Origin of the sequence: Serratia sp. FDAARGOS_506 (genome assembly GCF_003812745.1) — a bacterium.
Taxonomy (GTDB): domain Bacteria; phylum Pseudomonadota; class Gammaproteobacteria; order Enterobacterales; family Enterobacteriaceae; genus Serratia.
The window spans coordinates 3,076,824-3,102,279 of the sequence record NZ_CP033831.1; the positions used below are offsets into that span (position 1 = coordinate 3,076,824).

General features: G+C 58.6%; 24 protein-coding genes and 1 pseudogene. 18 read left to right on the forward strand and 7 right to left on the reverse strand.

Features of this window, described 5'->3' with window-relative positions:
* The first annotated feature begins 10 nt into the window (after nucleotides 1-10).
* From EGY12_RS14940 to EGY12_RS14970, 7 genes are all read left to right on the forward strand, one after another.
* Entirely contained in the window at nucleotides 11-2,545 is a 2,535-nt protein-coding gene (locus EGY12_RS14940; protein ID WP_123894448.1) for an outer membrane usher protein, read from the forward strand.
* Between the two features lie 81 nt (nucleotides 2,546-2,626).
* Nucleotides 2,627-3,391 carry a fimbria/pilus periplasmic chaperone gene (locus EGY12_RS14945; RefSeq protein WP_123894449.1) on the forward strand — a complete coding sequence of 255 codons (765 nt, stop codon included), beginning with the start codon at nucleotides 2,627-2,629 and terminating at the stop codon, nucleotides 3,389-3,391.
* Between the two features lie 74 nt (nucleotides 3,392-3,465).
* A complete protein-coding gene (locus tag EGY12_RS14950; RefSeq protein ID WP_123895607.1) occupies nucleotides 3,466-4,104 on the forward strand; it encodes a fimbrial protein in 639 nt (212 codons plus the stop codon).
* 50 nt (nucleotides 4,105-4,154) lie between these two features.
* Nucleotides 4,155-4,709, forward strand: a complete 555-nt coding sequence (locus tag EGY12_RS14955; protein WP_123894450.1) for a fimbrial protein — start codon at nucleotides 4,155-4,157, stop codon at nucleotides 4,707-4,709.
* A gap of 24 nt (nucleotides 4,710-4,733) precedes the next feature.
* Nucleotides 4,734-5,156 carry a hypothetical protein gene (locus tag EGY12_RS14960; protein ID WP_123894451.1) on the forward strand — a complete coding sequence of 141 codons (423 nt, stop codon included), beginning with the start codon at nucleotides 4,734-4,736 and terminating at the stop codon, nucleotides 5,154-5,156.
* Nucleotides 5,153-6,541, forward strand: coding sequence for an FKBP-type peptidyl-prolyl cis-trans isomerase N-terminal domain-containing protein (locus tag EGY12_RS14965; RefSeq protein ID WP_123894452.1), 1,389 nt, complete (start codon nucleotides 5,153-5,155; stop codon nucleotides 6,539-6,541). Before EGY12_RS14960 ends, EGY12_RS14965 begins: the two co-directional genes overlap by 4 nt.
* Nucleotides 6,538-7,191: a helix-turn-helix transcriptional regulator gene (locus tag EGY12_RS14970; RefSeq protein WP_123894453.1), complete on the forward strand. Its 654-nt coding sequence runs from the start codon at nucleotides 6,538-6,540 to the stop codon at nucleotides 7,189-7,191. Before EGY12_RS14965 ends, EGY12_RS14970 begins: the two co-directional genes overlap by 4 nt.
* A 54-nt stretch (nucleotides 7,192-7,245) precedes the next feature.
* On the opposite strand, the gene EGY12_RS14975 is transcribed toward EGY12_RS14970, so the two are convergent.
* From EGY12_RS14975 to deoC, 4 genes are all read right to left on the reverse strand, one after another.
* Nucleotides 7,246-8,613, reverse strand: a complete 1,368-nt coding sequence (locus EGY12_RS14975) for an L-serine ammonia-lyase (RefSeq protein WP_025302221.1) — start codon at nucleotides 8,611-8,613, stop codon at nucleotides 7,246-7,248.
* A 92-nt stretch (nucleotides 8,614-8,705) separates the two neighbouring features.
* The gene (locus EGY12_RS14980) at nucleotides 8,706-10,004 is read right to left on the reverse strand and encodes an HAAAP family serine/threonine permease (RefSeq protein ID WP_004938697.1); all 1,299 of its coding nucleotides are present in this window, start codon (nucleotides 10,002-10,004) and stop codon (nucleotides 8,706-8,708) included.
* A 977-nt stretch (nucleotides 10,005-10,981) separates the two neighbouring features.
* Nucleotides 10,982-11,746, reverse strand: coding sequence for a DNA-binding transcriptional repressor DeoR (gene deoR / locus EGY12_RS14985; protein WP_123894454.1), 765 nt, complete (start codon nucleotides 11,744-11,746; stop codon nucleotides 10,982-10,984).
* Nucleotides 11,747-11,899: 153 nt separating this feature from the next.
* The gene (gene deoC / locus EGY12_RS14990) at nucleotides 11,900-12,580 is read right to left on the reverse strand and encodes a deoxyribose-phosphate aldolase (protein WP_099817570.1); all 681 of its coding nucleotides are present in this window, start codon (nucleotides 12,578-12,580) and stop codon (nucleotides 11,900-11,902) included.
* A 212-nt stretch (nucleotides 12,581-12,792) separates the two neighbouring features.
* Between deoC and EGY12_RS14995 the strand changes: the two genes are divergently transcribed.
* The gene (locus tag EGY12_RS14995) at nucleotides 12,793-13,629 is read left to right on the forward strand and encodes a hypothetical protein (protein WP_123894455.1); all 837 of its coding nucleotides are present in this window, start codon (nucleotides 12,793-12,795) and stop codon (nucleotides 13,627-13,629) included.
* A gap of 37 nt (nucleotides 13,630-13,666) precedes the next feature.
* Here EGY12_RS14995 and ybjG read toward each other — a convergent pair whose 3' ends face one another.
* Nucleotides 13,667-14,272 carry an undecaprenyl-diphosphate phosphatase gene (gene ybjG, locus EGY12_RS15000; RefSeq protein ID WP_123894456.1) on the reverse strand — a complete coding sequence of 202 codons (606 nt, stop codon included), beginning with the start codon at nucleotides 14,270-14,272 and terminating at the stop codon, nucleotides 13,667-13,669.
* A gap of 5 nt (nucleotides 14,273-14,277) precedes the next feature.
* The gene (locus tag EGY12_RS15005) at nucleotides 14,278-15,012 is read right to left on the reverse strand and encodes a phosphatase PAP2 family protein (RefSeq protein ID WP_123894457.1); all 735 of its coding nucleotides are present in this window, start codon (nucleotides 15,010-15,012) and stop codon (nucleotides 14,278-14,280) included.
* A 147-nt stretch (nucleotides 15,013-15,159) separates the two neighbouring features.
* Here EGY12_RS15005 and EGY12_RS15010 point away from each other — a divergent pair, with 147 nt between their 5' ends.
* A complete protein-coding gene (locus tag EGY12_RS15010; protein ID WP_123894458.1) occupies nucleotides 15,160-16,005 on the forward strand; it encodes a 5'-methylthioadenosine/S-adenosylhomocysteine nucleosidase in 846 nt (281 codons plus the stop codon).
* A gap of 140 nt (nucleotides 16,006-16,145) precedes the next feature.
* The gene (eco, locus tag EGY12_RS15015; protein WP_123894459.1) at nucleotides 16,146-16,658 is read left to right on the forward strand and encodes a serine protease inhibitor ecotin; all 513 of its coding nucleotides are present in this window, start codon (nucleotides 16,146-16,148) and stop codon (nucleotides 16,656-16,658) included.
* A 55-nt stretch (nucleotides 16,659-16,713) separates the two neighbouring features.
* Here the strand turns inward: eco and EGY12_RS15020 are convergent, their stop codons facing one another.
* A complete protein-coding gene (locus tag EGY12_RS15020) occupies nucleotides 16,714-17,619 on the reverse strand; it encodes a LysR family transcriptional regulator (protein ID WP_216641500.1) in 906 nt (301 codons plus the stop codon).
* A gap of 112 nt (nucleotides 17,620-17,731) precedes the next feature.
* Between EGY12_RS15020 and EGY12_RS15025 the strand changes: the two genes are divergently transcribed.
* The 8 genes and pseudogenes from EGY12_RS15025 to EGY12_RS15060 all read left to right on the forward strand — a co-directional run.
* Nucleotides 17,732-18,847, forward strand: a complete 1,116-nt coding sequence (locus tag EGY12_RS15025) for a four-carbon acid sugar kinase family protein (protein ID WP_123894460.1) — start codon at nucleotides 17,732-17,734, stop codon at nucleotides 18,845-18,847.
* On the forward strand, nucleotides 18,844-19,845 hold the full coding sequence (pdxA, locus tag EGY12_RS15030; protein WP_123894461.1) for a 4-hydroxythreonine-4-phosphate dehydrogenase PdxA: 1,002 nt from the start codon (nucleotides 18,844-18,846) through the stop codon (nucleotides 19,843-19,845). The genes EGY12_RS15025 and pdxA overlap by 4 nt, the downstream gene beginning before the upstream one ends.
* 32 nt (nucleotides 19,846-19,877) lie before the next feature.
* Nucleotides 19,878-20,570, forward strand: a complete 693-nt coding sequence (locus EGY12_RS15035; protein ID WP_123894462.1) for a 4-hydroxythreonine-4-phosphate dehydrogenase — start codon at nucleotides 19,878-19,880, stop codon at nucleotides 20,568-20,570.
* Nucleotides 20,571-20,752: 182 nt separating this feature from the next.
* Nucleotides 20,753-21,103, forward strand: coding sequence for a hypothetical protein (locus EGY12_RS15040; RefSeq protein ID WP_123894463.1), 351 nt, complete (start codon nucleotides 20,753-20,755; stop codon nucleotides 21,101-21,103).
* Between the two features lie 381 nt (nucleotides 21,104-21,484).
* On the forward strand, nucleotides 21,485-22,966 hold the full coding sequence (locus tag EGY12_RS15045; protein ID WP_123894464.1) for a phospholipase: 1,482 nt from the start codon (nucleotides 21,485-21,487) through the stop codon (nucleotides 22,964-22,966).
* Complete coding sequence (locus EGY12_RS15050) at nucleotides 22,963-23,736, forward strand: ankyrin repeat domain-containing protein (protein WP_123894465.1); 774 nt, start codon at nucleotides 22,963-22,965, stop codon at nucleotides 23,734-23,736. The genes EGY12_RS15045 and EGY12_RS15050 overlap by 4 nt, the downstream gene beginning before the upstream one ends.
* A gap of 89 nt (nucleotides 23,737-23,825) precedes the next feature.
* Complete coding sequence (locus tag EGY12_RS15055; protein WP_123894466.1) at nucleotides 23,826-24,569, forward strand: ankyrin repeat domain-containing protein; 744 nt, start codon at nucleotides 23,826-23,828, stop codon at nucleotides 24,567-24,569.
* 167 nt (nucleotides 24,570-24,736) lie between these two features.
* Nucleotides 24,737-25,079 (forward strand): annotated as a pseudogene (locus EGY12_RS15060) (replication endonuclease); the annotation flags it as partial.
* Nucleotides 25,080-25,456: the final 377 nt, after the last annotated feature.

The following is a 25,456-nucleotide window of genomic DNA, read 5'->3' on the forward strand; positions in this document are numbered from 1 at the left end:
GGACTTTATTATGCTTTCACCGGCAGGGAAGTTATTTCGTCTTCAGGCCTTGGGGCTTTGCGTTGCCCTTTCTCTGGGAAATCCAATCGCGTTGGTCTATGCCGCCGACGTTATTCAATTCAATACTGACGTATTGGACATCAACGATCGTAAAAATATCGATCTGAGCCAATTTACGCGCAGCGGCTACATCATGCCGGGCGTTTATACCATGGTGGTGCACGTTAATAAGAACGATCTGCCGGAACAACCGGTGACGTTTATGGCGCCCGAAAACGATCCTAAAGGCAGTGAAGCCTGCCTTTCGCCGGAATTGGTCAGCCAACTGGGGCTGAAAGAAAAACTGTTAAGCACACTGAACTGGACGCACGGCGGCCGCTGTCTTAACGCCTCCAGTCTGGCGGGGATGGAAGCGCGCGGCGATCTTGCCAGCTCCTCGCTGTATCTCAATATTCCTCAGGCCTATCTGGAATACAGCGCGGAAAACTGGGATCCGCCTTCGCGCTGGGATGACGGTATTCCCGGGTTGCTGTTTGACTATAACGTCAACGCCCAAACGCAAAAGCACCAGAAAGGCGGCAGCAGCTACAGCCTGAGCGGCAACGGCACCGGCGGTGCCAACCTGGGTGCCTGGCGTCTGCGTGCCGACTGGCAGGCCAACCTCAACCACCAGACCGGATCCTCTCAGCCGACCGACAAACAGTTCGACTGGAGCCGCTATTACGCCTATCGGGCGATCCCGGCGCTGCGTTCGCGGCTGACGATGGGGGAGGATTACCTGAACTCAGACATTTTCGACAGCCTGCGCTTTACCGGCGTCAGTCTGCGATCCGACGACAGCATGTTGCCGCCCAACCTGCGCGGCTATGCGCCGGAAGTGACCGGCGTGGCGAAAACCAACGCCAAGGTGGTGGTCAGCCAGCAGGGGCGCGTGCTGTATGAAACGCAGGTGGCGGCGGGGCCGTTCCGCATTCAGGACATTAACGATGCGGTTTCCGGCGAATTGGACGTGCGCGTCGAAGAGCAGGACGGCAGCGTGCAGGAGTTCAAGATGAACACCGCCAACATCCCTTATCTGACGCGGCCGGGTACGGTGCGTTACAAGCTGGCGACGGGCAAGCCGTCGGAGTGGGGGCACCATCTGCGCGGGCCGATGTTCGGTACCGGCGAGTTTTCCTGGGGGATCAGCAACGGCTGGTCGCTGTACGGTGGGGGCATAGCCGGCGGCGATTACAACGCACTGTCGCTGGGGATCGGGCGCGATCTGATGGCGCTGGGGGCGCTGTCGTTCGACGCCACGCAGTCGCGTGCGCGTTTGCCGCAGGATGGCACTCTGACCGGCGGTTCGTACCGGCTGAGCTATTCGAAGAACTTCGATGAATACGACAGCCAGGTCACCTTCGCCGGTTACCGCTTCTCCCAGGAGGACTTCATGAGCATGGGGGACTACCTGGATGCGCGTTATGAAGGGGGGCGCAGCGGCAAGAGCAAGGAGATGTACACCATCACCTTCAACAAGCAGTTCCGCGATCTGGGGTTGAGCACCTACCTCAACTACAGCCACCAAACTTACTGGGATCGGGCACCGAACGATCGTTACAACCTGATGGTATCGCGCTACTTCGATATCGGCGATTTCAAGAACGTCAGCGTATCGCTATCGGCCTATCGCAACCGTTACAACGAGCGCAACGACGACGGGATGTATCTGTCGCTGTCGCTGCCCTGGGGCAGTGCAGGCACGCTCAGTTACAACATGACGCTCGATCGCGAAGAGAACGCTCACCGAGTCGGGTACTACAACCGGGTCGATGAACACAACAACTATCAGATCAGCGCCGGCGCTGCACGCAGCGGAGCGACGGCCAGCGGTTATTACAGCCATCAGGGTGACATGGCGCAGATCAACGCCAACGCCAGCTACCAGGCCGGCCGCTACAGCGCCGTCGGCATCGGCGCACAGGGCGGCCTGACGATGGCGGCGGAGGGGGCGGTGTTGCACCGCGTCAATACACCGGGCGGTACGCGTTTGCTGCTCGATACCGAAGGCGTCGCCGGTGTGCCGGTGCGTGGCTACGGCAGTACGGTGCTGACCAACCGTTACGGCAAGGCGGTGGTGGCGGATGTAAACAGCTATTACCGCAACAAGGCCAGTATCGATCTCAACAGCCTGAGTGACAACGTCGAGGCGACGCGTTCGGTGGTGCAGGCCACGTTGACCGAGGGTGCCATCGGCTACCGCAAGTTTGAGGTGATTGCCGGCGAGAAGGCGATGGCGATCGTCAAGCTGGCGGATGGCAGCGAGCCGCCGTTCGGCGCCACGGTGCTGAATGCCCGCAAACAGGAGACTGGCATCATCAATGACGGCGGCAGCGTTTACCTGTCCGGCCTCAACCCCGGCGAGCGCATGAGCGTGCACTGGAACGGCGCGGCGCAGTGTGAAATCCAGCTGCCGGCGCCGCTGCCGGCTGAAATGTTGATGAACACGTTGTTGCTGCCTTGCCGTCCTCTTGCCGGCAACAAGCCGGCGGCTGACGCCAATTGATAACACCCCGGCGGAGCGAGCTTCGCCGTTAAACCGCCGGGGCGGAATTGCCCGCCTTCGGCCGACTGGAACCGTGAAGACATGATGAATCTGACTATGACCAGAAAGACCGTTTTTCTTGTGGGCCCACTCGCCGCCGCGTTGACGATCGGTGCGGTCAGCCTGCCCGCTCATGCGGCCATCGCGCTGGATCGCACGCGCGTGATTTTCGACGGCGACCTGAAAACGGTCAGTCTCAACATCAGTAACCAGAACAAACAGTTACCGTATTTGGCGCAGGGATGGATCGAAGACGATCGCGGCAACAAAATCCAAAGCCCTTTCACCGTGCTGCCGCCGGTGCAGCGAGTGGAGCCGGGCAAACCGAGCCAGGTGAAGATCCAGTCGCTACCGGCCGCGCGTCAGCTGCCGCAGGACAGGGAGACGTTGTATTACTTCAACCTGCGCGAGATCCCGCCGCGCAGCAATAAGCCGAACACACTGCAGATAGCATTGCAGACGCGCATCAAAATGTTTTATCGCCCGGCGGCGCTTGCCCCGAAGAAGAATGCTGCCCCATGGCAGGAGCAGCTGACGCTGACCCGGCAGGGTGACAAGTACGTGGTGAACAACCCGACTCCTTATTACGTGACGATCGTTGAGGCGAGCGCCGGCAAGGGCGGGAAAGGGGCGGCGGGCTTTGAACCGTTGATGGTGGCGCCGAAGGCCAGTGCCTCGCTGAACGTTTCCGCTGCGAGCCTCGGTAACGCTCCGTCGCTGGCGTACATCAACGATTACGGTGGGCGGCCGCAGTTGAACTTCCGCTGCGCCGGCAATGCCTGCCAGGCCGTGCCGGTCGCCAAATGACGAGCCGCGCGCAAGCAGGGAAGACCAAGTCATGAACACAGCGGAGTGAACGAATCATGCAACGAAAGATCCCCATGCTATTGGGAAAGGCCTATGAACGCCATCAGCGACGCACTATCGGCCTGACGGTGTTGGCCGCGCTAATGGTGCCACTGACGGCGGGCACGATGTTGATGCTGATGCCGTCGGCCCGCGCGGTGGACAACTGGGACGTGGAGGGCGCGAACGGCACGCTCCACGTCTACGGCGCGTTGACGGAAAGCGCCTGCAGTCTGGAAATGACCACCGCTCGTCAGGAAGTGTGGCTGGGAGAGACGGGAACGGCGCACTTCCAGCGCCCGGGCGATCGCGGCACGCCGGTGGCGTTCGAGCTGACGCTGAAAGACTGTCTGCGGGCGCCGGCGAGCAACCGCGACGCCTGGACCGGGGTTCTGGCCTGGAGCGGCAGCCAGCCTGCGGTGTCTGTGGCGTTTTCCGCATCGACGGATGACGACGCGCCGGGTCTGGTCAGGGTCGCCGGCGTCACTGGCTTGGGGTTGCAGTTGGCGGATGCCAGCGGCCTGCCGGTGCGTCTCGGCGCGCGTAACAAACCGGTATTGCTGACGCCGGGACAAAACACCCTGACGTATACGGTGACGCCGGTGCGCACCCCGGCGACCCTGAGCGCCGGCGCTTACCGTGCGGCGATCGATTTCCGCCTTTATTACGACTAATACGCCGCTTGCACCTGACCGGCGCAAGCATAACCAAAGGGAGTGGCGTCATGCGCGCGACAGAGACGAACCGGCGCCGAAGCGCGCTGCTGGGAGCCGGCATGGTAATGCTGGCTGGCATGATGTCGCAGCCGGCGGCTGCGGCGGAAAACATGCGCTTTCACGGTACGCTGGTGGCCGAGCCGTGTGTCATACAACCGGGGGATGAGGACATCCAACTGGATTTCGGCACCATCGTCGACAAATACCTGTATTTGAACACCCGCACCCACAGCCAAACCTTCGCGTTGCATCTGACCGAGTGCGATCTCAGCCTGGGCAATACGGTGACCATTACGTTTACCGGCACCGAGAACGCCAAATTGCCCGGCCTGTTGGCGCTCGATGCCGGTAGCCTGGCGTCGGGGATCGGCATCGGGCTGGAGGACAGCAGCGGCAAGGCGCTGCCGCTCAATCGCGCCAGCGATAAATTCCGTCTGAATGCCGGCAACACCACCCTCACGCTGCAAGCCTATGTGCAGGGAGAGCCGGAGGCCATCCAAACGAAGTCCATCGGCCGCGGCACCTTCAGCGCGGTGGCCACTTTTACGTTGGAATACGAATAAGCGTCTACAAGGACAAAAAACGCAATGATGATAAAGCCCCTCAATCGCGCCCTGCGCATGGGCCTGCTGTGCCTATTGGCGTTGAGTGCTGCCGCCTGTCAAAACCCAAAACCGGGCAAGCCCGCCCTGAACACCAAAACTCAGGCTGTGCAAGTTCCATCGGAAGAGGCTTTGCGCAAGCAGCGTGAGGCCGAGCAGCTGCAGCAATGCCAGGAGCAACTGGGTGCATTGCGCACGATCAACGAGAAACAGTATCAGCGCTATAAACAGGCCTTCGACAGCCTGATGAGCGGCGCTTCGCAGTACGCCAACCTGCGCGCCCGGGTAAACGGCGACACGCAGGAGACGGTGGATGCGCTGTATCGCTACAAGGTCAATTATCTCTGCGCCGGGGTGAATCAGGCGGTGTTGACCGGCTTGGCGGATCGCGGAGAGCAGGTTAAATGAAGCTGCGCCTGCTGGGCTGTGTCGCTCTGCTGTTCACCGGCGTCGCGCAGGCGGACGACGGCGTGCCGGCGCTGCTGCAGTTTGCCGAGCAGTATCAACGGCAGAATACCGGGGCGAAGAGTGAAAACACGGCACCCGCCGACCGCGGGGCGGGGCAAAAAAAGCGTGAGCCGGCAAAGCGTCCGTCGGACACCAACCTGCCTGCTTCACCGGCCAAAGCTTTTACGCTGAGCCAGGAATTATTGGCGCGTGACCAACAGTTGGCGCGCCAGAGAATGGAACTGACGATGTTGCGCCAGGAACTTGCTGCGCTGCGGGAGGAAAAAGCAGCACCCTCCGTCGCGACGTTGCCTGATTCGTCAACGCTGCGGCAGTGGATCGCTGGGCTGGGCGCCGCCTGGCGCGGTTCGCCCGATGCCCAGCGCGCCGAAGCGCTGCTGCGTCAGGCGACGCAGGAAACCGCTAAAACCAAAGCGGCGGCGATGCAGGCTGAACGGCGCGTCACCGAGCTGGAGTCCGCCGCGCAGGCATCGGCACAGACGCTTGCACAACGCCAGCGCGAGCACCAGGAGGAGCTGCACACTCTGCGCGCCGCGTTGGAGGCAAGTGAGCAGAAGCTGGCCGGTGAGCAGAAAGTGACCCAGCAGACGCGCGAAGAACTGTTGGCGCTGCATAAACGGCTGCAATGGGAGATGACGCCGGAACAGTTGAAGGATGAACGGAAACGTTTGTCCTACGCAGCGGGCAGCGCGTTGGGAAGGGATATTCAGAGTGTCGTGACGGAGCGTCAAAGCTGGGGCGTCCAGGTGGATCGCGACAGCCTGTTAGCGGGCGTCATCGATAGCGTGTCGGGGCGTTTGCAACTGCCGCAGGATGAACTGAATACGCTGACGGCGCAGGCGGATGCCGCCGCCGTGACCGCGCGTGAGAAACGCGTTAACGAACAGCGGCGGCGTGATGAAGATTACCTGGCGCAGTTCAGTCAACAAAAGGGTGTCAAGCAGTCGGCGATGGGCTTTTGGTATCGGGTGGATTACGCCGGGGAGGGCGCGCTGGCGCCAACGGCGGTGGTCGATGTGGTCGTGAAGGAGAAGCTGACCGACGGCACGATGATCCAGGATATGGAACTGAGCGGCAAGGTGCTGTCGCAACCGCTGTCCGAGTATCCGCCGCTGTTCCGGGAGGCGATAAGCCATCTGCACAACCACGGTTCGCTGACGATGGTCGTGCCGCCGGCGCTGGCCTATGGCGAAACCGGCTACCCGCCGAAAGTGCCACCTAACGCCACCATGATTTATGAATTACGCATCGACAACAGTCAGGCACCGGCAAAGGGCGGCCAGGCGGTTAAACGGGAAGCCGGAACGGCGGGGAGGCAGGGATGAACACGATGATAAAAATCGCGCTATTTGATGAAAACCGCTACTTCAGCGCCGGTTGGCAGGCGGCCCTGGCGCTTCATTTCAGCACTTACGGCAAGCGCACGCTGTTACTGGATGCGCAGCAGGTTCACGAGGCCGATCTGGTGTTCTGCTATTTTCCCCCTGGCGTGCAAAGCTGTTTTTGTCACTTCTTTGAGGCGCAGGCCGCGGGGCGCAAGACACTGTATTTCTCGTTGCGAACGCCGGAGGGGCGGCACAAACGCACCGTCGGGAACCGTTGCTCGCTGGAGGCCGGGGTTATCTACCACGATACGTCGCTGGTCTCGGCGCTGTATCAGGTGAGTGCCGAGCTGGAGCGGCGCAGCAAATGGCCGGGCCGGCCGGGTTGTGGCAGGAGCTGCGTATGCCAACACCGGGGCCTGACGCTGCGCGAACAGGAGATCATGCGCTGCATGACGCGGGAGATGGGAGTAACGCAAATCGCACGGATGCTGGACATCAGCGTGAAAACCGTCAGCAATCACAAGATGAGCGTGATGCGCAAGATGGGATTCCGGCGTAATGCCGAGCTTTACGGTTGGCTGCGGCACAGCGCCGTGGGCGCTAGAGCCGGCATTCAACCGGGCATTGCGGCAGGGAAGGAGCGGCATTGAGACGGCGCCGGCCAAATCGGACCGGCCGGCGCCTTAAGTGCCCCTCCGTAACGATCAGTTGCAGGCCACGACCTTGATCGCCAGCCCGCCCTGTGAGGTTTCGCGGTATTTGGCGTTCATGTCTTTGCCGGTCTCGTACATGGTTTCGATCACCTTATCCAGACAAACCCGCGGTTCGCTGGTGCGGCGCATCGCCATGCGCGCGGCGTTGACTGCCTTGACGGCGGAAATGGCGTTGCGCTCGATGCAGGGCACCTGAACCTGGCCGGCGAGCGGATCGCAGGTCAGCCCCAAATGGTGCTCCATGGCGATCTCCGCCGCGATGCACACCTGCGCCGGGCTGCCGCCGAGCAGCTCGGTCAATCCGGCCGCCGCCATCGAGCAGGCTACGCCCACTTCCCCCTGGCAGCCCACTTCGGCACCGGAGATGGAGGCGTTCATCTTGTACAGCGCGCCAATCACGCCGGACGCCAGGAAGTAGCGGGTGTAGGAGTTGGCGTTTACCGGACGGATGAACTTGTCATAGTAAGCCAGCACCGCAGGGATGATGCCGCAGGCGCCGTTGGTCGGCGCGGTGACCACGCGGCCACCGGCGGCGTTCTCTTCGTTGACCGCCAACGCGAACATGTTGATCCAATCGACCACGTTCATCGGGTCGATATTGTTCTTATCACCGGTCACCAGAATGCGGCGCAGCGCGGCGGCGCGGCGTGGCACTTTCATCGGGCCGGGCAGCAAGCCTTCGGTGTTGATGCCGCGTTCGATGCCGGCGCTCATCACCTGCCAGACGTCGGCGAAGTGCGCGTCGATATCCGCCTTGCTGCGCAGCGCCAGCTCATTTTGCATCACCAGGCCGGACAACGACAGCCCGGTGTCTTTGCAATGCTGCTGCAGATCGTGCGCCGATTTGAACGGGTAGGGCACCGGCGTGGCGCCCTCGGCGGATTGGCCGAAGTGCTCTTCGTCGACGATGAAACCGCCACCGATCGAGTAATAGGTTTTGCTGTGCAGCAGGCGCTCACCGGCGAAGGCGCGGATGCGCATGCCGTTTTCGTGCAGCGGCAGGTTGTCGCTGTGGAAATTCATGCCGCCGTGCAGCGGGAAATCCACCTCGTGATGGCCGTTGGCCAGCGGCAGGCGGCCGCGCTGTTCGACGTCGCGGATAAAGCCCGGAATGCTGTCGATGTCCACGTCGTGCGGCAGGTTGCCGGCCAGGCCCATGATGATGGCGATATCGGTGTGGTGACCTTTACCGGTCAACGACAGCGAACCGTACACGTCGACCACCACGCGGGTGGTGTCCTGCAGCTGCTGGTGGGCGATCAGATCGTCGACGAACTGTTTGCCGGCTTTCATCGGGCCAACGGTGTGGGAGCTGGATGGGCCGATGCCAATTTTGAAAATATCGAAAACGCTGACCATGGTCTCGCCTCCTTCTTCAGGTTTCAGGCGGTGAATACGGGAAATGGGGGTGTGCGGGAGGGCCGGCGCGCAGCGGCGCCGGCCGGACGTGATTAGCCGAGCAGGCTGAACACGATAGCAGAGATAGCAATCAGACCCATCACAACCACGAACACGTTGCTGATGTGGCCGCTGTACTTGCGCATGGCAGGCACTTTACGGATGGCATACATCGGCATCAGGAACAGCAGCATGGCGATGATTGGGCCACCCAGGGTTTCGATCATGCCCAGGATGCTTGGGTTCAGGGTGGCGACGATCCAGGTGGTCACCAGCATGAAGATAGCGGTCATGCGGTTCAGCTTGGCGGTGCTGACGGTTTTGCCACGGCTCTTCATCGACTTGGCAACCAGGCCGTTGAAGCCTTCACGGGCGCCCAGGTAGTGGCCCAGGAACGACTTGGTGATGGCGACGAAGGCGATAACCGGCGCGATGTACTCGATCATCGGGTTGTTAAAGTGGTTAGCCAGGTAAGACAGAATCGAGATGTTCTGCGCCTTGGCTTCCGCCAGGTTTTCCGGCGTCAGGCTCAGCACGCAGCTGAACACGAAGAACATCACGGTCAGCACCATCATGATGTGTGCATAAGCCAGAATGCGGGAGCATTTTTTCTCGGCGTCTGCGCCGTACTCTTCGCGTTTGGCGACGGCGAAGGCGGAGATGATCGGCGAGTGGTTGAAGGAGAACACCATTACCGGGATCGCCAGCCACAGGGTCATGATCAGGCCGTGGCCCATGCCGGTACCGCTGCCGGACAGCGATACGTTTTCGAAGATGGCGCCGGTCCAGTTAGGGATCAGATACACCGCCAGCAGCATCAGTACCGCAACGAACGGGAAGACCAGGATGCTCATGGTTTTCACGATGGCCTGCTCACCGAAGCGCACGATGGTCATCAGGCCGACGATCAGGATCAGCGACAGGATGGCGCGCGGTGGCGACGTCATGCCCAACTGGTGGGTGATGAAACTGTCGACGGTGTTGGTGATCGCCACGCTGTAAACCAACAGAATCGGGTAGATGGCGAAGAAGTACAGCAGGGTAATCAGTTTACCGGCGGTGATGCCGAAGTGCTCTTCTACCACGGCGGTGATGTCTTCACCGGGATTTTTGCCGGACAGAACGAAACGGCACAGGCCGCGGTGGGCAAAGAAGGTCATCGGGAAAGCGATGATGGCCATGATGATCAGAGGAATCAAACCGCCGATGCCGGCGTTGATTGGCAAGAACAGGACGCCTGCGCCGATGGCGGTGCCGTACAGGCCCAACATCCACATGGTATCCGTTTTACGCCAGGTACTGCTGGAGCCCGAGGCCGCAGAGGCAATTGTGCCGGTCTGTGTAGTGTCCATAAATATCTCCGAAGTGAACACGAATTTAAAATTAAAAGGCAAAACTTAAGGTTAAACCGTCAAACGTCCTATTCAGGCAACGCTTGCGGTAAGAATCAGGTGTTGCTTGCGGGGATGTTTTGGCGTCCCCCTGGTTGTTTATTGCGTTCATTACCAAGGCACAGCGCCGGGTAATTCACTAAAGACTTTTCACCGTCACGGGCGATAAAAGTCGTTACCGCTGCCGACAGGTCTTTGCCTGTCGATTTTTGTTGGCGGCAAGATAACGATTTACAGTAGAAACAACCGTGATCCTGCTCTCAAATGCGCAATATGTGCAGTTATCAGCTTTTTTATCGATTTTTCGCGCATTTGTTGCACATTTGTGTAAGATTTTGTGCTGAGAACGCTCTCATAAAGATTTCTGCGATTATGCGGTTTGTACAATAATTAGCCGGATAAAGCGCTGTGCTCAGCAGCAAGCCGAGCAATATATTTTATGCGTGGTTTTGGATCTAGCGAAAAACCCGGATTAAGCAGTTTTAGTGACGTAGATCACATTGTGTTTTTAAGTAAAACTCAATTCATCCATTTGTTTTTAATGGTTTTTTATTAAAAAACGCCGCTAATAACGAAGGGAAATTACTTACGTGGTTAGCGGATAAAAATGCGTAACCATTCATCATATAAATAACAGATAACTAACAGGGATTGGCGAGATTTGCTGCAATCGCTTAAACCGCCGTTTATTTAAACATCTCGGCCTTTGGCGCGATTTATCATATAAAAGCCATAAATAGTCGTTAATTCACGCAGCTGACAGCCGGTTTAGCCTGTAAGAAAATAATCACTCGGGTGACCTGTTGCATTTTATTAACCTGATGTTGCGTGAGGATAAGTGAAAAACGCGAATCGATTGCGCATTATTTGTTCATTTTTAGGCGGAGATAGGGGGAAATCGGAGGTGCGCCGTCGGCTGCGACGGCGCTAAAGGCGGATTAATAGCGGGTAGCGATGGCGTTGTCGTTGAAGAACGCCATGAAGTCGGCGTCCGGTTGACGATCGCTGATCACCCGATCGAACTGCGTCAGCGGGCCGATGCAGGCCGGTTTGGTTTTGCCGAACTTGCTGTGGTCGGCCACCAGGATTTTTTGCTGCGCCATCGCCATGGCGCGATGCTTCATCTCAAGCTCGTCGAAGTTGAAGCAGGTGGCGCCATGTTCCAGGCTGAGACCGGCGGCGGAGATAAAGGCGATGTTCGGGCAGATGTGATCGAGCTCGTTACGGCCGCTGACGCTGGAAAAGATGTAGTTGTTCGGTTTGAACTCGCCGCCGCACAGGACCACCTTGCAGTTCGGTTTGTCCTGCAGCGCCAGGAAGGTGTTCAGCGAATGACACACGGCGGTGAAGGTCAGCTCGTCGGCGATGGCGTCGATGATCGCCGGGGTGGTGGTGCCGCAGTCGAAAAATACCGTGTCGTTTTCATTGATCAGCGGCGCCGCCAGCAGGCCGATGCGCCGTTTTTCCGTCACCTGCTTGGCTTTTTGATCGGAAACGAAGTAGTTGGTCACGCCGTTGCTGCGGGGGTCGGTCACCACATAGCCGCCGAGCAGCACCACGGCCGCCGGTTCGGCGCTCAGATCGCGGCGAATGGTCATCTCGGAGACCCCCAGCAGCACGGCGGCTTCTTTCAGGTGGATCTTGTCAGCGCGTTTTAACGCCTGAACTAACCGGTTGATACGTTCTTCGCGCCGCGTTTCCATAGGTCCGTCTTCCCACAGGTAGTAGAGGTAAAAGGGCGTGCCGGCGTGTCCGGCGCTAAACACAACAATGCGGGGCAATATCGGGCCGCATTGGCCGCCCGTATTGTCCCGCATCATAGTGTATTGGCAGTGCCCGTCAGGGCATGCCGACGATCAGTAGCTGCCCGCCGCCGGCTGAGCGCCGGATACGATGGCGACGCCGGAGCTGGTGCCGATACGCGTGGCCCCGGCTTTGATCATCTTCTCGGCGGTGGCGCGATCGCGCACGGCGCCAGAAGCTTTCACGCCCATTTCGCTGCCCACGGTCTCGCGCATCAGTTTGACGTGCTCTTCCCGAGCGCCGCCGGTGCTGAAGCCGGTGGAGGTTTTCACGAAGGCCACATCGAGTTCGCGACACATTTCACAAACCTGGACGATCTGCGCATCGCTGAGCAGGCAGGTTTCCAATATTACCTTCAACGGGATCGCCGCGCAAACCTCGCGCACGGCGGCGATGTCGGCTTTCACTTCGTCCAGAAGGCCGCTTTTCAACCAGCCGACGTTGATCACCATATCGATCTCTTGCGCGCCGGCGGCGATCGCCGCTTTCGCTTCAAAGGCTTTGGCGACGGTCAGGCCGGCGCCCAGTGGGAAACCGATTACCGAGCAGACTTTCACGGTGCTTTCCTGCAGCAACTGGGCTGCCAGCGGCACGTAGCCGGAGTTGACGCATACCGCATAGAAGTTGTGCTGCTGCGCTTCTTCGCACAGCTTGGCGATCTGCAGTTCGGTGGCGTCCATCGCCAGCAGGGTGTGATCAACGTAGCTGGCGTAGTCGATGGTTTCGGTGGTCATCGCGATTCCTTAGTGAGGTTAAGACAATAAGCGGGATGGGTAATGTGAAAATAATAACATTCAGATGCCGATAAACCTAGCGATGTTTAAAAATGTCGATCCGATCGTCGCTATCGCCCTGTTATAGGTATAACTTAAAGACGTGCTATTTGTTATTTAAATAACATTTTAGGGCTCGCGGCCTGCGCGGGCGAAACGTCGAGGGAAAAAAGATGAAGATCAACATCGATCTGGCTCCTGAAGCTTTCGGGGCGCGTCGGGAGGAACTGTTCCGCAATGCGGATTTCGCGGTGAGCGCGCATCGCTGTGCAGATCGCGGGCCGATGCTGACATTGGCGAATCACCGTGGCGCACTGACGGTTTTACCGTATCAGGGTCTCGCGATCTGGGACGCTGAGTTTGACGGTTATTCGCTGAAGTCGGGCCGCCGCAGCGTACGGGGTGCAGGAAGAAAGCGCGCTGACAATGCCGCGTTCTGTTCCGCCTGGCCGAATCAGGACGGTATGCCGCCGCAGATGCAACGCGTGTGGCTGCAGCTGGCGGGCGATGAGCTGACGTTGTGCGGCGAGGGGGAGCGGGCGGGTGGGGGTTGGCGTATCGGCCCGGCGCTGCGTCTGGCGGCGCAGAGCGCGCAGTTCGCCATTGAGATGACGGTCACCAACCTGGCCGATCGGCCGCAGCCGCTGCGCTATGTGTGTCGCCTTAACTACGATTGCATTCCCGACGCGGTATTCCGCCAGAACCTGCCAGCGCCGGCGCTGTTGGGGGATGCGCTTGGGCAGGAACTGCTGTGCTCCGATGATCTGTCGCGCTATGTGGATCAGGCCGAGTTCTTTATGCTGGCGCCGCAAGGCCGGCGTTATGTGACGCGCTTCGCCACCGGGCAATTCAACTATGGTCTCCGGCGCATCGATGTTCGGGGCAACCGGCGGTTGCTGGCTTTTATCCAACCGGCGAACTTTCGTCCGAATGCGCTGGAGGGAGAGGCAGGAATGATGCTGGGAGCGGGAAAAACGCGGGCGTTCTGCGTGACCACCGGCGTGGTGTGAAATAACGGGGCGGTAACGCCCCGGTCATGTTGTGCAGTTACTCTTTCACCCAGCCGCGTCGGATGGCGAAGGCGAACAGGAAACGATACAGGCGCGACAGCTTGTCGGCGATGACATCGCCGAACAGATTCCACACCAGCTGGGCGAACAGGCAGCCGACCAGGCCGAGCAGGAAACCGCCGACCATATCCAGCGGCCAGTGCACGCCGAGATAAACGCGTGACCAGGCGATGCCGACGGCGACGATCATCAGCAGCACGCCGGACCAGACCCGGTGCCAGAACAGGAACGCCAGCGCAAAGGTAAAGATGGCGGTGCCGTGATCGCTCGGGAACGAGCTGTCCGGCGCATGTGCCAGGAAGGTATAGCCGACACCGGCGACGAATGGGCGCTCATGCGGCAGCAGTGCGCCGATGGCGGCGGCGGCGAGCATGGCGAACAGCAGCGCGATAGTGGTTTTTGCTACCACCTGGCGTTGCGAAACCAGCTGGCTTTGCGGCCCCCACAGCCACAGGCCGACGATCAGTAGCGGCACGATGATGATAAGATCGCGCGCCAAAAAGGTGGCGAAATCGATCATCCACTCGGGAGACGCCGGGGTCGCATTGATCCAGGCGAAAAGAAAATGGTTCAACTGTTCCATAACCGTTACCTCGTCTTGCGGCGCCAATAGCCGCTAACCGTCCAATAAATAGCCAACTGGCTTAACCAAACCCACCAACCTGCCCACAGGTTATGGGTAAGAAAATGTGCGCCGCGCATGATTTGGCCAAAGCCCATCAGCATGCCGAGCGCAATGCCGCCGCACCAGCACCACCAGGCCAGGCGCGGACGCTGCGGATAAAACAGGAAAAACAACGCCATGACCGCGAAACCGCTCGAGGCGTGCCCGCCGGGGAAGCAGCGGCCGGGGCCCGGCTGTGCCGGTACCGCGCCGAACAGCGGGAAGGACATCGCCTTGCCGCCGTACTCGATCAGATCCCACGGGCAGGAGTGAGCGCTGGTGGCTTTGAGAATGCCCACCACCAACGGGCCGATACCGATCAACAGCATGGTCACGATCAGGCGCGCGTTGCGGCGATAGATACCCCAAAACAACGTTAGCACCGCCCCAACGATCACTATTTGCTTCAGCAGGCGGTGGTTGATCAGATCCAGCCAATAATTGTTTTGCCACGGGAAATGCCCGCTGGCGGGATCGTACCAATAGTTGCTGATCGCCCAGTCCAGCTGTTCGTTGCGGGAGAGCCACAGGAACAGCAGGCCGCTGATCAGCAGGCCAAAAACCTGCCAACGGTAAAAGGATGTCGGCAGGGAGTAAAGGGCGGTTGTCTTAATTTGCGGTGCCGTTGAGGATTGATTTAATGATGATTCTGGATTCACGCGCAGGCTCGGTGACAGGATTGAATAACGCCACTGTAATAATTCTGTCTTAAGAAAACCTTAGTCCGCCGGTGAGAAAACCCTATCCGACGCCATCGCCTTCGGCTAAGGTAATCGTTTGCTTTTTTTCTGGATGAGAGTGTGGCGATGAAGAATAAAGCGCGTGTCTTATTGTTGGCGGCCGCCGGTGCGGCCTTTTCTCCGCTGAGCTTTGGCCAGGCTGCTGCCGCTGGACCAATCGTGGTGCAGGGCGCCATGCCGGTGGAGGCGGAACGTTTCGCCCAGCGCTTGGAGAATCCGCGCGAGGAGCAGATCGGCGGCTGGCGATTTTGGCACGGCACCGTAGACGGCTACCCGGTGGTGGTGTCGGAGACGCTGAAGGGCATGTCCAACGCCGCGGCGGCCACGGCGATCGCCGCTACGCAGTTTCACCCGGTGGCGATCATCAACCAGGGCACCGCCGGCGGCCATGATCCGGCACTGAAAGTATATGACATCGTGCTGGGTAAATATTCGGTCAATCTCGGGGCGTTCAAAACGCCGGCCAAGGCGTTGGGGGAAGGCAGCGACTCGCGGCAGTGGCAGCCGATGGATCTGTTGGCTTCCAAGGGCAGCGCCGGCGAGGACAAAAAGGCGCACAGCCTGCGCCAGTTTCCCGCCGACCCCAAACTGTTGGCGATTGCGCAAAGCGTTAAGAGCGATTACCGACAGGGCAAGGTAGTGGAAGGGGTGATCGGCTCGGCGGACGTTTGGAACAGCGAGTTGGATCGCATTCGCTATTTCCACGACAGCTATCGAACTTCGGTCGAAGAAATGGAGACCGCCTCCGCTGCGCAGATCGCCGCCGAATTCAAGGTGCCGTTCGTCGGCATTCGCGTGTTGTCCAACAACATCACCAATCAAGGCAAATACGATCCGCAAACCGGGCTGGCATGCCAGGATTATGTCTATCAGGTGGTGAAGGCCTATGTCGCCAGCCTGAAGAAACACTGAGCTATTGCTCCGGCTAATTGACAATATTAGGCGATTGTCACTATTGAACACCTATTGTAAAGAAGATTAAACCTGTGGCGAGCTTGGCTGTAGTGTATTAGTTTATAGGCGGATTATTTGACAACGTGTAGGGATAAAACATGAACAAGGCATCCGTTGTATTTTCCGGCCTGCTGATGGCCGTTTCCGCCAGCGCCATGGCGGCTACCTCTGGTGATGACGCGGATATCAGCAAACAGCCGCTGGAAAAGGTCGCGCCTTACCCGAAAGCTGAGAAGGGCATGAACCGCCAGGTGATTTACCTGCCGAAGCAAGAACATGAAGAGAACTACAAGGTGGAGCTGCTGATCGGCAAGGTGCTGGAAGTGGACTGCAACCGCCATATGATCGGCGGTACGCTGGAGACTAAAACCCTCTCCGGCTGGGGCTATGACTACCTGGTGCTGGAGAAGCTGTCCGATCCGGCCTCCACGCTGATGGGCTGCCCGGACAACACCAAGACCAAGCAATTCATCGCCGCCAACCTGGGTGATGCTGCGATGCAGCGCTACAACAGCCGCCTGCCGATCGTGGTATACGCGCCGAAAGACGCGGAAGTGAAATACCGCATCTGGAAAGCCGAAGACACCGTAAGCCAGGCCGAACAGAAGTAATCGCCGCCTGACGCCACTCCGCTTGCCCTGCGCGGCAGGCGGAGACTTCTCCCCGTTACGCTTTCTTTTCGCCCACCAACACCGCCCGTTCGGTTTCTTCCCCCATGGCGATCAGCCAATCCAACACCGTTGAGAATATCGCATCCTCCTGGCCGTCGGCCTGGGTCATCAGCACGTAATCCGTCCCGTCAGGCGCAAAGCCATATGGCGCCACCAGCGCGCCGTTGACGATATCATCCGCCACCAGCGCCAACGGGCCGATGCCGATACCGGCACCGGCGACCGCCGCCTGCAGGCTAAGATAGAAATGTTCGAAACGCAGCTCGTTGCCCGGCCGGATCTCGATGCCGCTGTGGGCGCACCAGTCGCGCCAGGCGTGCGGGCGCGTCTCGGTGTGGAGCAGGGTGCCGCGCAGTTCACGCCCCGCCGTGGCATGCTCCCGACGGCATACCGGGCCGACCCGTTCTTTGAGGAACGGGCGGGCGACCACGTCGTCGGCGATCGGGAAATCGTTGCGGCGAATCGCCAGATCGATGCCTTCACGCGAGAAGGCGACGGCGCCGCCGGCGGAGACCAGCTGCAGATCGCGTTCTTTCCCCACCGCCTGCTGCAAACCGGCCAGACGCGGGATCAGCCAGCGGATCAGAAAGGTCGGCTCGCAGGAGATCACCAACGGGCGATTCTGATGATGCCGACAGGCGCGGTCGATCGCCGACTGCAGGTTGTCCAGCCCCCGGCCGATCTCGCTCGCCAGCTCTTGCGCCTGCGGCGTCGGATGCACCATGCGGCTGGTGCGTTGAAACAGCGCGAATCCCAGGGCCTGCTCGAATTCGCGCACCGCGCGGCTGACGGCGCCGTCGGTGACGTTGAGAGATTTGGCGGCTTTCGACACGCTGCCGTACCGCACCGTAGCTTCGAAAGCCCGCAATACCGCCAGGTTAGGCAATCTTCGTTGACGCACTGCGCCCCCCTTTGATTGAGTTTTTGTCAATCATCGATACTACGCAAATCGTTTTTTATTGCCAGCCAAATCCGCCAAAGTGTGCATCACTTTCCACTTACGGGTAACTGCGATGATTGCCATTCTCGCCGATGATCTTACCAGCGCGCTCGACGGCGCGGCCCCGTTCGCCGCACGCGGACTGAATGCCTGCGTCATGCTACGCCTGCCCGATGCCGCGTTGCAGGGCGCTGAGATCGTCGCCTTCGATTTAGATTCCCGCTTCGTTTCGCCGGAGCAGGCGGAGCGGCGTTTTCGCCATGCCGCCGCCTGCGTGAAACCGGCGCGCCTCATCTACAAAACGGTGGATTCCACGCTGCGTGGCAATCCGGGGCCGGAAACGCGCGGGGCGCTGACGGGCAGCGGACGCCGCCTCGCTATCGTCGCGCCGGCCTTCCCGGATGCCGGCCGCACCACGGTGGACGGCCGGCAATACGTCGACGGCGTTCCGCTGGAACAGACCGCCTTTGCGCGGGATCCGAAGAACCCGATCGTCACCGGCTACGTCATGGAGCGTATGGCGGGGTTGGAATCGACGCGCTTTCAGGTATTCGACGCCGCAGACAACGGCGAGCTGGATGAGCTCGTGGGGCGGATCGGCATTGCCGAACCGGTGGTGTGGGTGGGATCGCCGGGCCTGGCGGCGGCGCTGGCGCGTGCGTTGTCTCCTGAGGAGAACACACCGCCCGTTCAACCGCCGCTGCGAGCCCGCAAGGTGCTGGTGGTGACTGGCAGCCTGCATCCGGCGAATGTCGTTCAACTGGCAAGCCTGCAGCAGGCGGGCGCCGTACTTATCACGCTGCTTGAAGCGGCCTCACCCGAGGCGGTAGCGCAAGAGGTGCGAGCGGCGTTTGCATGCGCCGATGTCGTTTGCCTGATGTCGCCTCGGGCGCGAGCGGCCGCGCCGGATCACGCCGCTGCGCTGGGCGCGGTCGTTGGCCGTTGCGCGGAGGCCTTTGACGGGCTGGTGGCGACCGGCGGCGATACCGCGCGGCGTATCGTCGACGCCATGGCGGCCGGCTCACTGACGCTGTTCGGCGAGGTGGAACCCGGCGTGCCTTTCGGGTTGTTAAATCTGCCGGGCCGCAGGCTGCCGTTCGCCACCAAGGCGGGCGGTTTCGGCCGGGCCGGTACGTTGTTGAACTGCGTAACCCGGTTGCGCGCTGACCGAGAAGGAGAAGAACGATGACCCTTTCCACCTTGCCGCTGGCGATAACCATGGGCGATCCCGCCGGCATCGGGCCGGAGATCATCGCCAAACTGGCGGCCACAGAGCGGTTGAGCACGCCTTATGTGGTGATTGGCGATGCCGGTGCCCTGGCGCGTGCGGCGGCCTGTCAGGGGCTGACGCTGCACATCCGCGAGCTGCCCGCCTCGCTGGTGGGATGGGACGACGGCTGGCGGCGGGGGGAGACCGCTGTCTATTCCGCCGGCGTTGCGCTGCCGGCGGACTTGCCCCTCGGCAGGCTCGATAAGCGCGCGGGCGCGGCGTCTTATGCCTGGGTGGTTGCCGCCATCGATTTGGCGCTGGCGGGGCGCATCGCCGGCATCGTCACCGCGCCGCTGAACAAGGAGGCGATGCGCCTGGCGGGGATCGATTATCCGGGGCACACCGAGATCCTGGCGGCGCGCTCGGGCACCCAGGACTTCGCCATGATGCTGGCCAACGACGAGCTGCGAGTGATCCTGGTTTCCATTCACGTTTCGCTGCGGGACGCCATCGACGCGGCGACCGTGGAAAACGAGCTGCGTGCGATTCATCTGGCGCAAACGGCCTGTCGGGCGCTGGGCATAGCGAAACCGCGCATTGCGGTGGCCGGCCTGAATCCGCACGCCGGGGAGAATGGCCTGTTCGGCCGCGAAGATCTTGACGTCATCGTGCCCGCCATCGCCCTGGCGCGGGAACAGGGGTTGGACGTCAGCGGCCCCTGGCCCGGCGATACCGTTTTCATGCGCGCCCGGCGCGGGGAGTTCGACATTGTGGTCGCCCAATATCACGACCAGGGCCTGATCCCGGTGAAATATCTCGGGGTGGATCACGGCGTTAACGTCACCGTCGGCCTGCCGTTTATCCGCACCTCGGTCGACCACGGTACGGCGTTCGATATCGCGGGCAGCGGACGGGCGGAACACGCCAGCCTGCTTTACGCCTTCCGGCAGGCGGAAAAAATGTTGCGCGCCCAATAACTCATATCACCTGAAGACAATAAGGAAACACCATGCACACACCCGAGTTTATTTTCATGCTGACGCGCAACGACAGCACGGTGCCCGATGCGCAAGCGCGGCTACCAGAAGTGCTGGCTGCCGGCGTGAAGCATATCGGCTTTAAGGATATCGGCCTGCCGCTGGATCAACTCAAACAGTTGGCGCAGGCGATCCACGCCGGCGGCGCCACCGCTTATCTGGAAGTGGTCAGCCTGGATGAGGAAAGCGAGATGAATTCGGCGCGCGCGGCGCTGGCGTTGGGCGTTGATGTATTGATGGGGGGAACGCGGCCGGAAAGCGTACTGCCGATCATTCGTCAGTCTGGCCTGCGCTACTATCCATTTGCCGGTCGCATCAGCGGCCACCCCAGCGTGCTGGAAGGTGACATTGACGATATTGTCGCCAGCGCCCGCCAGCGCGCCGCTTTACCGGGCGTGACAGGGCTGGATCTGCTGGCCTACCGCTTTGCCGGCGACGTGCCGACGTTGATTCGGCGGGTGTGCGATGCGGTCGACAAACCGGTTTATATCGCCGGGTCTATCGACCGCGAAGATCGTATCGCCGCCGTGGTGACGGGCAATGCGGTCGGTTTCACCGTCGGTACCGCGGCGCTGGACGGCGTGTTTCTCACCGATAAGCCGGGGCTGACGGCGCAAGTCAACGCCGTGAAATGCCTGATTGGCAATGTGATCCGCAAACTGTAACGCGTCTCCATTCGGTTCTTTCCACGGCGATGGGGCGGTTATCTCATTCGCTGAATCATTAATTTGCATGGCTTCTCTTTTTTAATGCTCTTGCGAGCAGGCACGCCCTTGGGCGCTCGCCGACGTTTACCCGGCAAAACAGCGTAATTGCCGCTAGGTTCAATATATAGAGGGAGTGAAAAATGAGTAAAGGGTTAGGGAGTGCCGTTGTGGCGGTGAGCCTGTTGTTAACCGGCTGCGATACCTTCAGCCTGCTGCGCGATCAAAAGATCGCCGAGGCCTTTCACGTCGGCGCCGACAAGCGCTCGGTAAGCCGGGATTTCGGCGCGCCGATCGCCACCCGGCCGACGCTGAACGGCCAGGGCGTGTGCCACGACTATAACCACCGTTTGCCGAACGGCACCGTGACGCCGTTCTACGTCGGCTTCAGAAACAGCGACGGCAAAGTGGTGGCCTTTGGCCCCACCACCTGCGGAGAAGCGCAGGCCAACGGCAATCTGAACAGTGATGAACCTATCAAACAGCGGTTCTAAACGGGCGTTGCTGCGCCGGCCTGGGGCCGGCGCAGCAAAAGCAGCCCAGCAACGTCGGGTGTGCCATTTTTCTTTTTCTCTATATCCCTTCTGATTCTCCGCCAGACTTTTATCTGAGATTTATTTTCCTATGGCGTTTGCCAGACGCCGCTGCCGAAAAACGCCACTGCATGAATTTCCTCCACCGGGTGTTACGGTGTGAACAGCAAGACAACAAAGCAATCTTTGCTGAATTGTGCTAGTTTTTCGAACATTCACGGACATGCAGTGACCTGCAAGATAAGGATATCCAATGCGTTATCGTTCGCTAAATCTCGGCGAGGTGACAAGGAAAGGGGCCGGAACGCCGCCTCAGGGAGGTGACGTTCGGGCTGGTGCCGTATGAAGCTGCTCTCTCTCTTTTCTGAACACACGGCGCCGGAAAGTTTCTCCCGGATACTCACCCCGACACAAGCGCGCCATGAGCTGGAACGGCATTATCTGTTCGGCGGCGCAGCCGGCATATCGATAAGCAGCCGGTACTCCATAACCCGCAATACTCAATCCGGTATTGGCGTCACCGGTTATCGTGAGGACGCGATTGTGAAGCGCAGCGTGTTCGATGATCTCAATCGGGGCGGTTTGCTGGCGATTGATGAGGGAATGGGCGCCTGGACGCCGACGAAATACGCGTTTTACATCGACGCGGAAGGCCGATTACAGCGCTATCCCGGTAGCTCTCTTCCTGCCTTTTATCCTACTGGGCACGTGATCGCCCGCTATGAAGAAATGGTCAGCCGCTATGGCCGGCGGGCAAAACCGACGGTGCTGCCGGCGAGGCAGAATACGACCCGGAATCCCCCTCTGCAGCAAGCCATCGCTACCGCAGTGGCAACCGTTGCCGCCACGGTACAGGCCATCCGTCCGATGACCAAGGCAGAACGCTGGCAAGAACGCCAGTACCTGATAGGGCGAGGCAACCGCAGCATTTACCCGGATGCACGTATGGCGGCACAGCGATTGGCGGAGAACAACGTCGCGGTCGAAAAGGCGAAGCTGGCTGAGAATGTTTACAAAACCACTAACCCGCTCAAGGACACGATAGACATCCCTGAGGGCTGGAAGGACATCAGTAACAATGATGGGGTGCTGGGTAAACTCGGTTTAAGCAAAGATATGCTCTATGACGATGAGGATACGCCGGGCTTTCTGGCTCGGGTTTATCAGCCAGATGAAAGGGTTTTTGGTAAAGCGATGAATCCGACGGTGGTGTTCCGTGGATCGCGTGCGCCTGAGTTCCCGGAGGGAATAAGCAAGGCGGCCCAGAAAGCGTTACTGAATGGCGATTTGTCAGGCATTAAAAACCTGAGTGACTGGTCAAATAACGGCGCTCAGGGGTTGGGGTTTAATTCTGAATACTATAAACAAGCCGTTATAATTGGCGATAAAATTTCGAAAGTATCAAATATTGACATTGCAGGTCATTCATTAGGCGGTGGTATGGCCTCTGCGACCTCCATAGCCAGCGGCAAACCGGCTTGGACGTTTAATGCAGCAGGCCTGAATGCGGGAACCGTCGAAAAATACGGTGGCTCTATAATAGGCAACGCCGATAATATTCAGGCGTATCGCGTGAAAGGGGAGCTGTTGACCAAGCTGCAGGAGGTTGATTTGTGGGAGGATGCCAAAGACCTCAAATTTTATCCGCCCGCAGTGATGGCGAAAGAACGGTTGTCCATGTTGGCGCCTGACGCCGTGGGAGTAAAACACACGCTTCCCGGTGGAACAGGCTCACTGCTGGACAAGCACGGTATAGACCAGGCGATACAATGCATTGAAAATGAAAAAGACGATGACATTGCCACAATCAAGGGAAGAATATGAAAAAAATCATACTCATTATCACGATGGTAGTGTCTACGCTCATCATGCAGGGGTGCAAACAAGGTATGGATTTACAACCGCAGGATTATTTTGAAGGGACGCAACTGGACATCGCCAACATCATCTACGAGGGTGACAGGCAAAAGCTGGATAAGATTTTACCGACGGTAAGCAAAGAAACGTTAAATCGGCCGGCCAAGGCGGAGATGACGTTGCTATTCTGGGCGATAAATAACGCTATCTTTGACAAGAACACGCCAGAGCGACTCAAGATCATTACAGATTTGGTCAAGGCGGGGGCAGACCCACTGCAGCCTAGGCCGGAAGGGAGAAGTAGCCCCGCTGAATTTGTTATGAAAGCAGATAAGGGAGTCTGGATAAAATCCATGTTAGATGGGGGGCTCTCTCCTAATGCAAAAGATAAAATCAACAATAAGCCAATTATATTTAAAAGTATTCTTGCGAAGAATACAGAGACATTAGAGGTCATGTTGGATTATGGTGCGGATATAAATATAAGAAATTCACTGGGTGATACGCTGCTCATCGATGCTTTAGACTATCACTCCTATGACCACGTCATTCTTTTATTAGAAAAAGGCGCCGATAGCGATATAAGAGGCAACTCGGGGTGGACGATGGGTAATCAACTACAACGGCTGATTAATAGGAGTCAGGACGGCAGTGAGGCGAAAGAGTCTCTTGAGCGCATCAAAGACGAGCTAATTAAGCGTGGTGGGAAATGGCCACCTCTCCCTGTCAGTAAATAAGCCGTTCTCAGTATCCCAAGGGTGTAGAGGGATACTGATACGGTAATAAAGCAAAGTTGGGCCGTGGTTATGTTAAAAATGGAGATGGCATGAGGCACAGCACTCTTATCATTATCATGTTGCTGTCGATGCTCATGATGCAGGGATGCGAACAAGGTAGGGATCTACAACCACAGGATTACTTTGAAGGGAAGCAGCTGGACATCGCCAAGATCATCTACGAGGGTGACAGGCAAAAGCTGGATAAGGTTTTACCGACGGTAAGCAAAGAAACGTTAAATCGGCCGGCCAAGGCGGAGATGACGTTATTATTCTGGGCGATAAATAACGCTATCTTTGACAAGAACACGCCAGAGCGGCTCAAGATCATTACGGATCTGGTCAAGGCGGGAGCAGACCCACTGCAGCCAAGAGCTGAGGGGGGGAGTAGCCCAGCTGAATTTGTTATGAAGGCGAATAAAGGCGTATGGATACAAGCTATGTTAGAGGGCGGGCTCTCTCCAAATGCCAGAGATAAGGTTCATAATCAACCCATTATATTTGAAAGTTTTGATGCGGCGAACACCGAAACATTAAAGATATTAATTGCATACAAAGCTGATGTTAATATCAAAGGCGCTATGAGCCGAATGCCATTAATTAATGCGCTGTATAACAGCTGCCCTGAGCACATTGAGGTTCTTTTGGCTCATGGCGCTAACCCCTTAGCCAAAGATGACTTTAATGACAGCTTCCTTTCTCTGATTTCTGCGGAAATAGCCAAAGGGGATAAGAGCAATGCGTACATAAAAAAGCTAATTAAAATTAAAGGAAAAATAAAACAGGTGAATTAGATGGTCTCGACTCTCATGGGGGACAATGCCGGCACTTCCCCCAGTGCAGTACTATGACATGATGACATACAGGAAGATGATGGGATGTGCCATCAAAGAGCACCCAGCCGACGGCGACTAGAGTGCTGTTGTTAAGTATCGTTCGTGATGCCATCTCTTTGAACAGCGGCGCCGCCAAAAATCGTTTTGACTGCAAGCACCTGAACAAAGGTTGTGCGGCGGGCTATATCGCTAAATACATTGCAAAAACATCGACGGCTACGCGCTGGATGGTGAGCGCGATCATGAAACCGATGAACTGTTGACCGAGACGGCCGCCGCCGTCACTGCGTGGGCGTCAACGTGGAATTCCACTTTATCGGCCTGCCGTCGCGCGGTGCATGGCGTGAGTGTCGCAAGATCCGCTCTGTCAGTCTAGCCGATGAGTTTGACGAAACCGTTGAGGCGGTGCGCGCTGCTGCTGATGCCGGTGACTTTGCCGCTTACATTCTGGCGCAGGGTGGCCCTAACGGCGTTCTCAAGTGTTATGAGAGGGGGGGCAAACATGGTAATGGTACAGCCTCATGATTCATAAGAGACTTTGTAAGAATGTAAAAGCTTTAGCACAGGGGATTCTTGACGGTATTGAGTCCGTACCCAAAGGCATAGCGTATAGCGTTCGCCATACATAGCAGGGCGTCGGGATAGGCTGTAGGGAATTTAAACGCCGTAATCAGCTGGAAACGGAAAGATTCATTAAGGTTGTTCGTGCTGGCTATGGCATTGAGGCCCCCCTTTGTGTGAGCTAATAGCCGTCGTCATTCGCGACTGTTATCAACGGATGGATGTTCAAACGCAAACAGCATTAGGACAGAAATTAAATCTTGCTTAAGGTCAAACCAGACCTG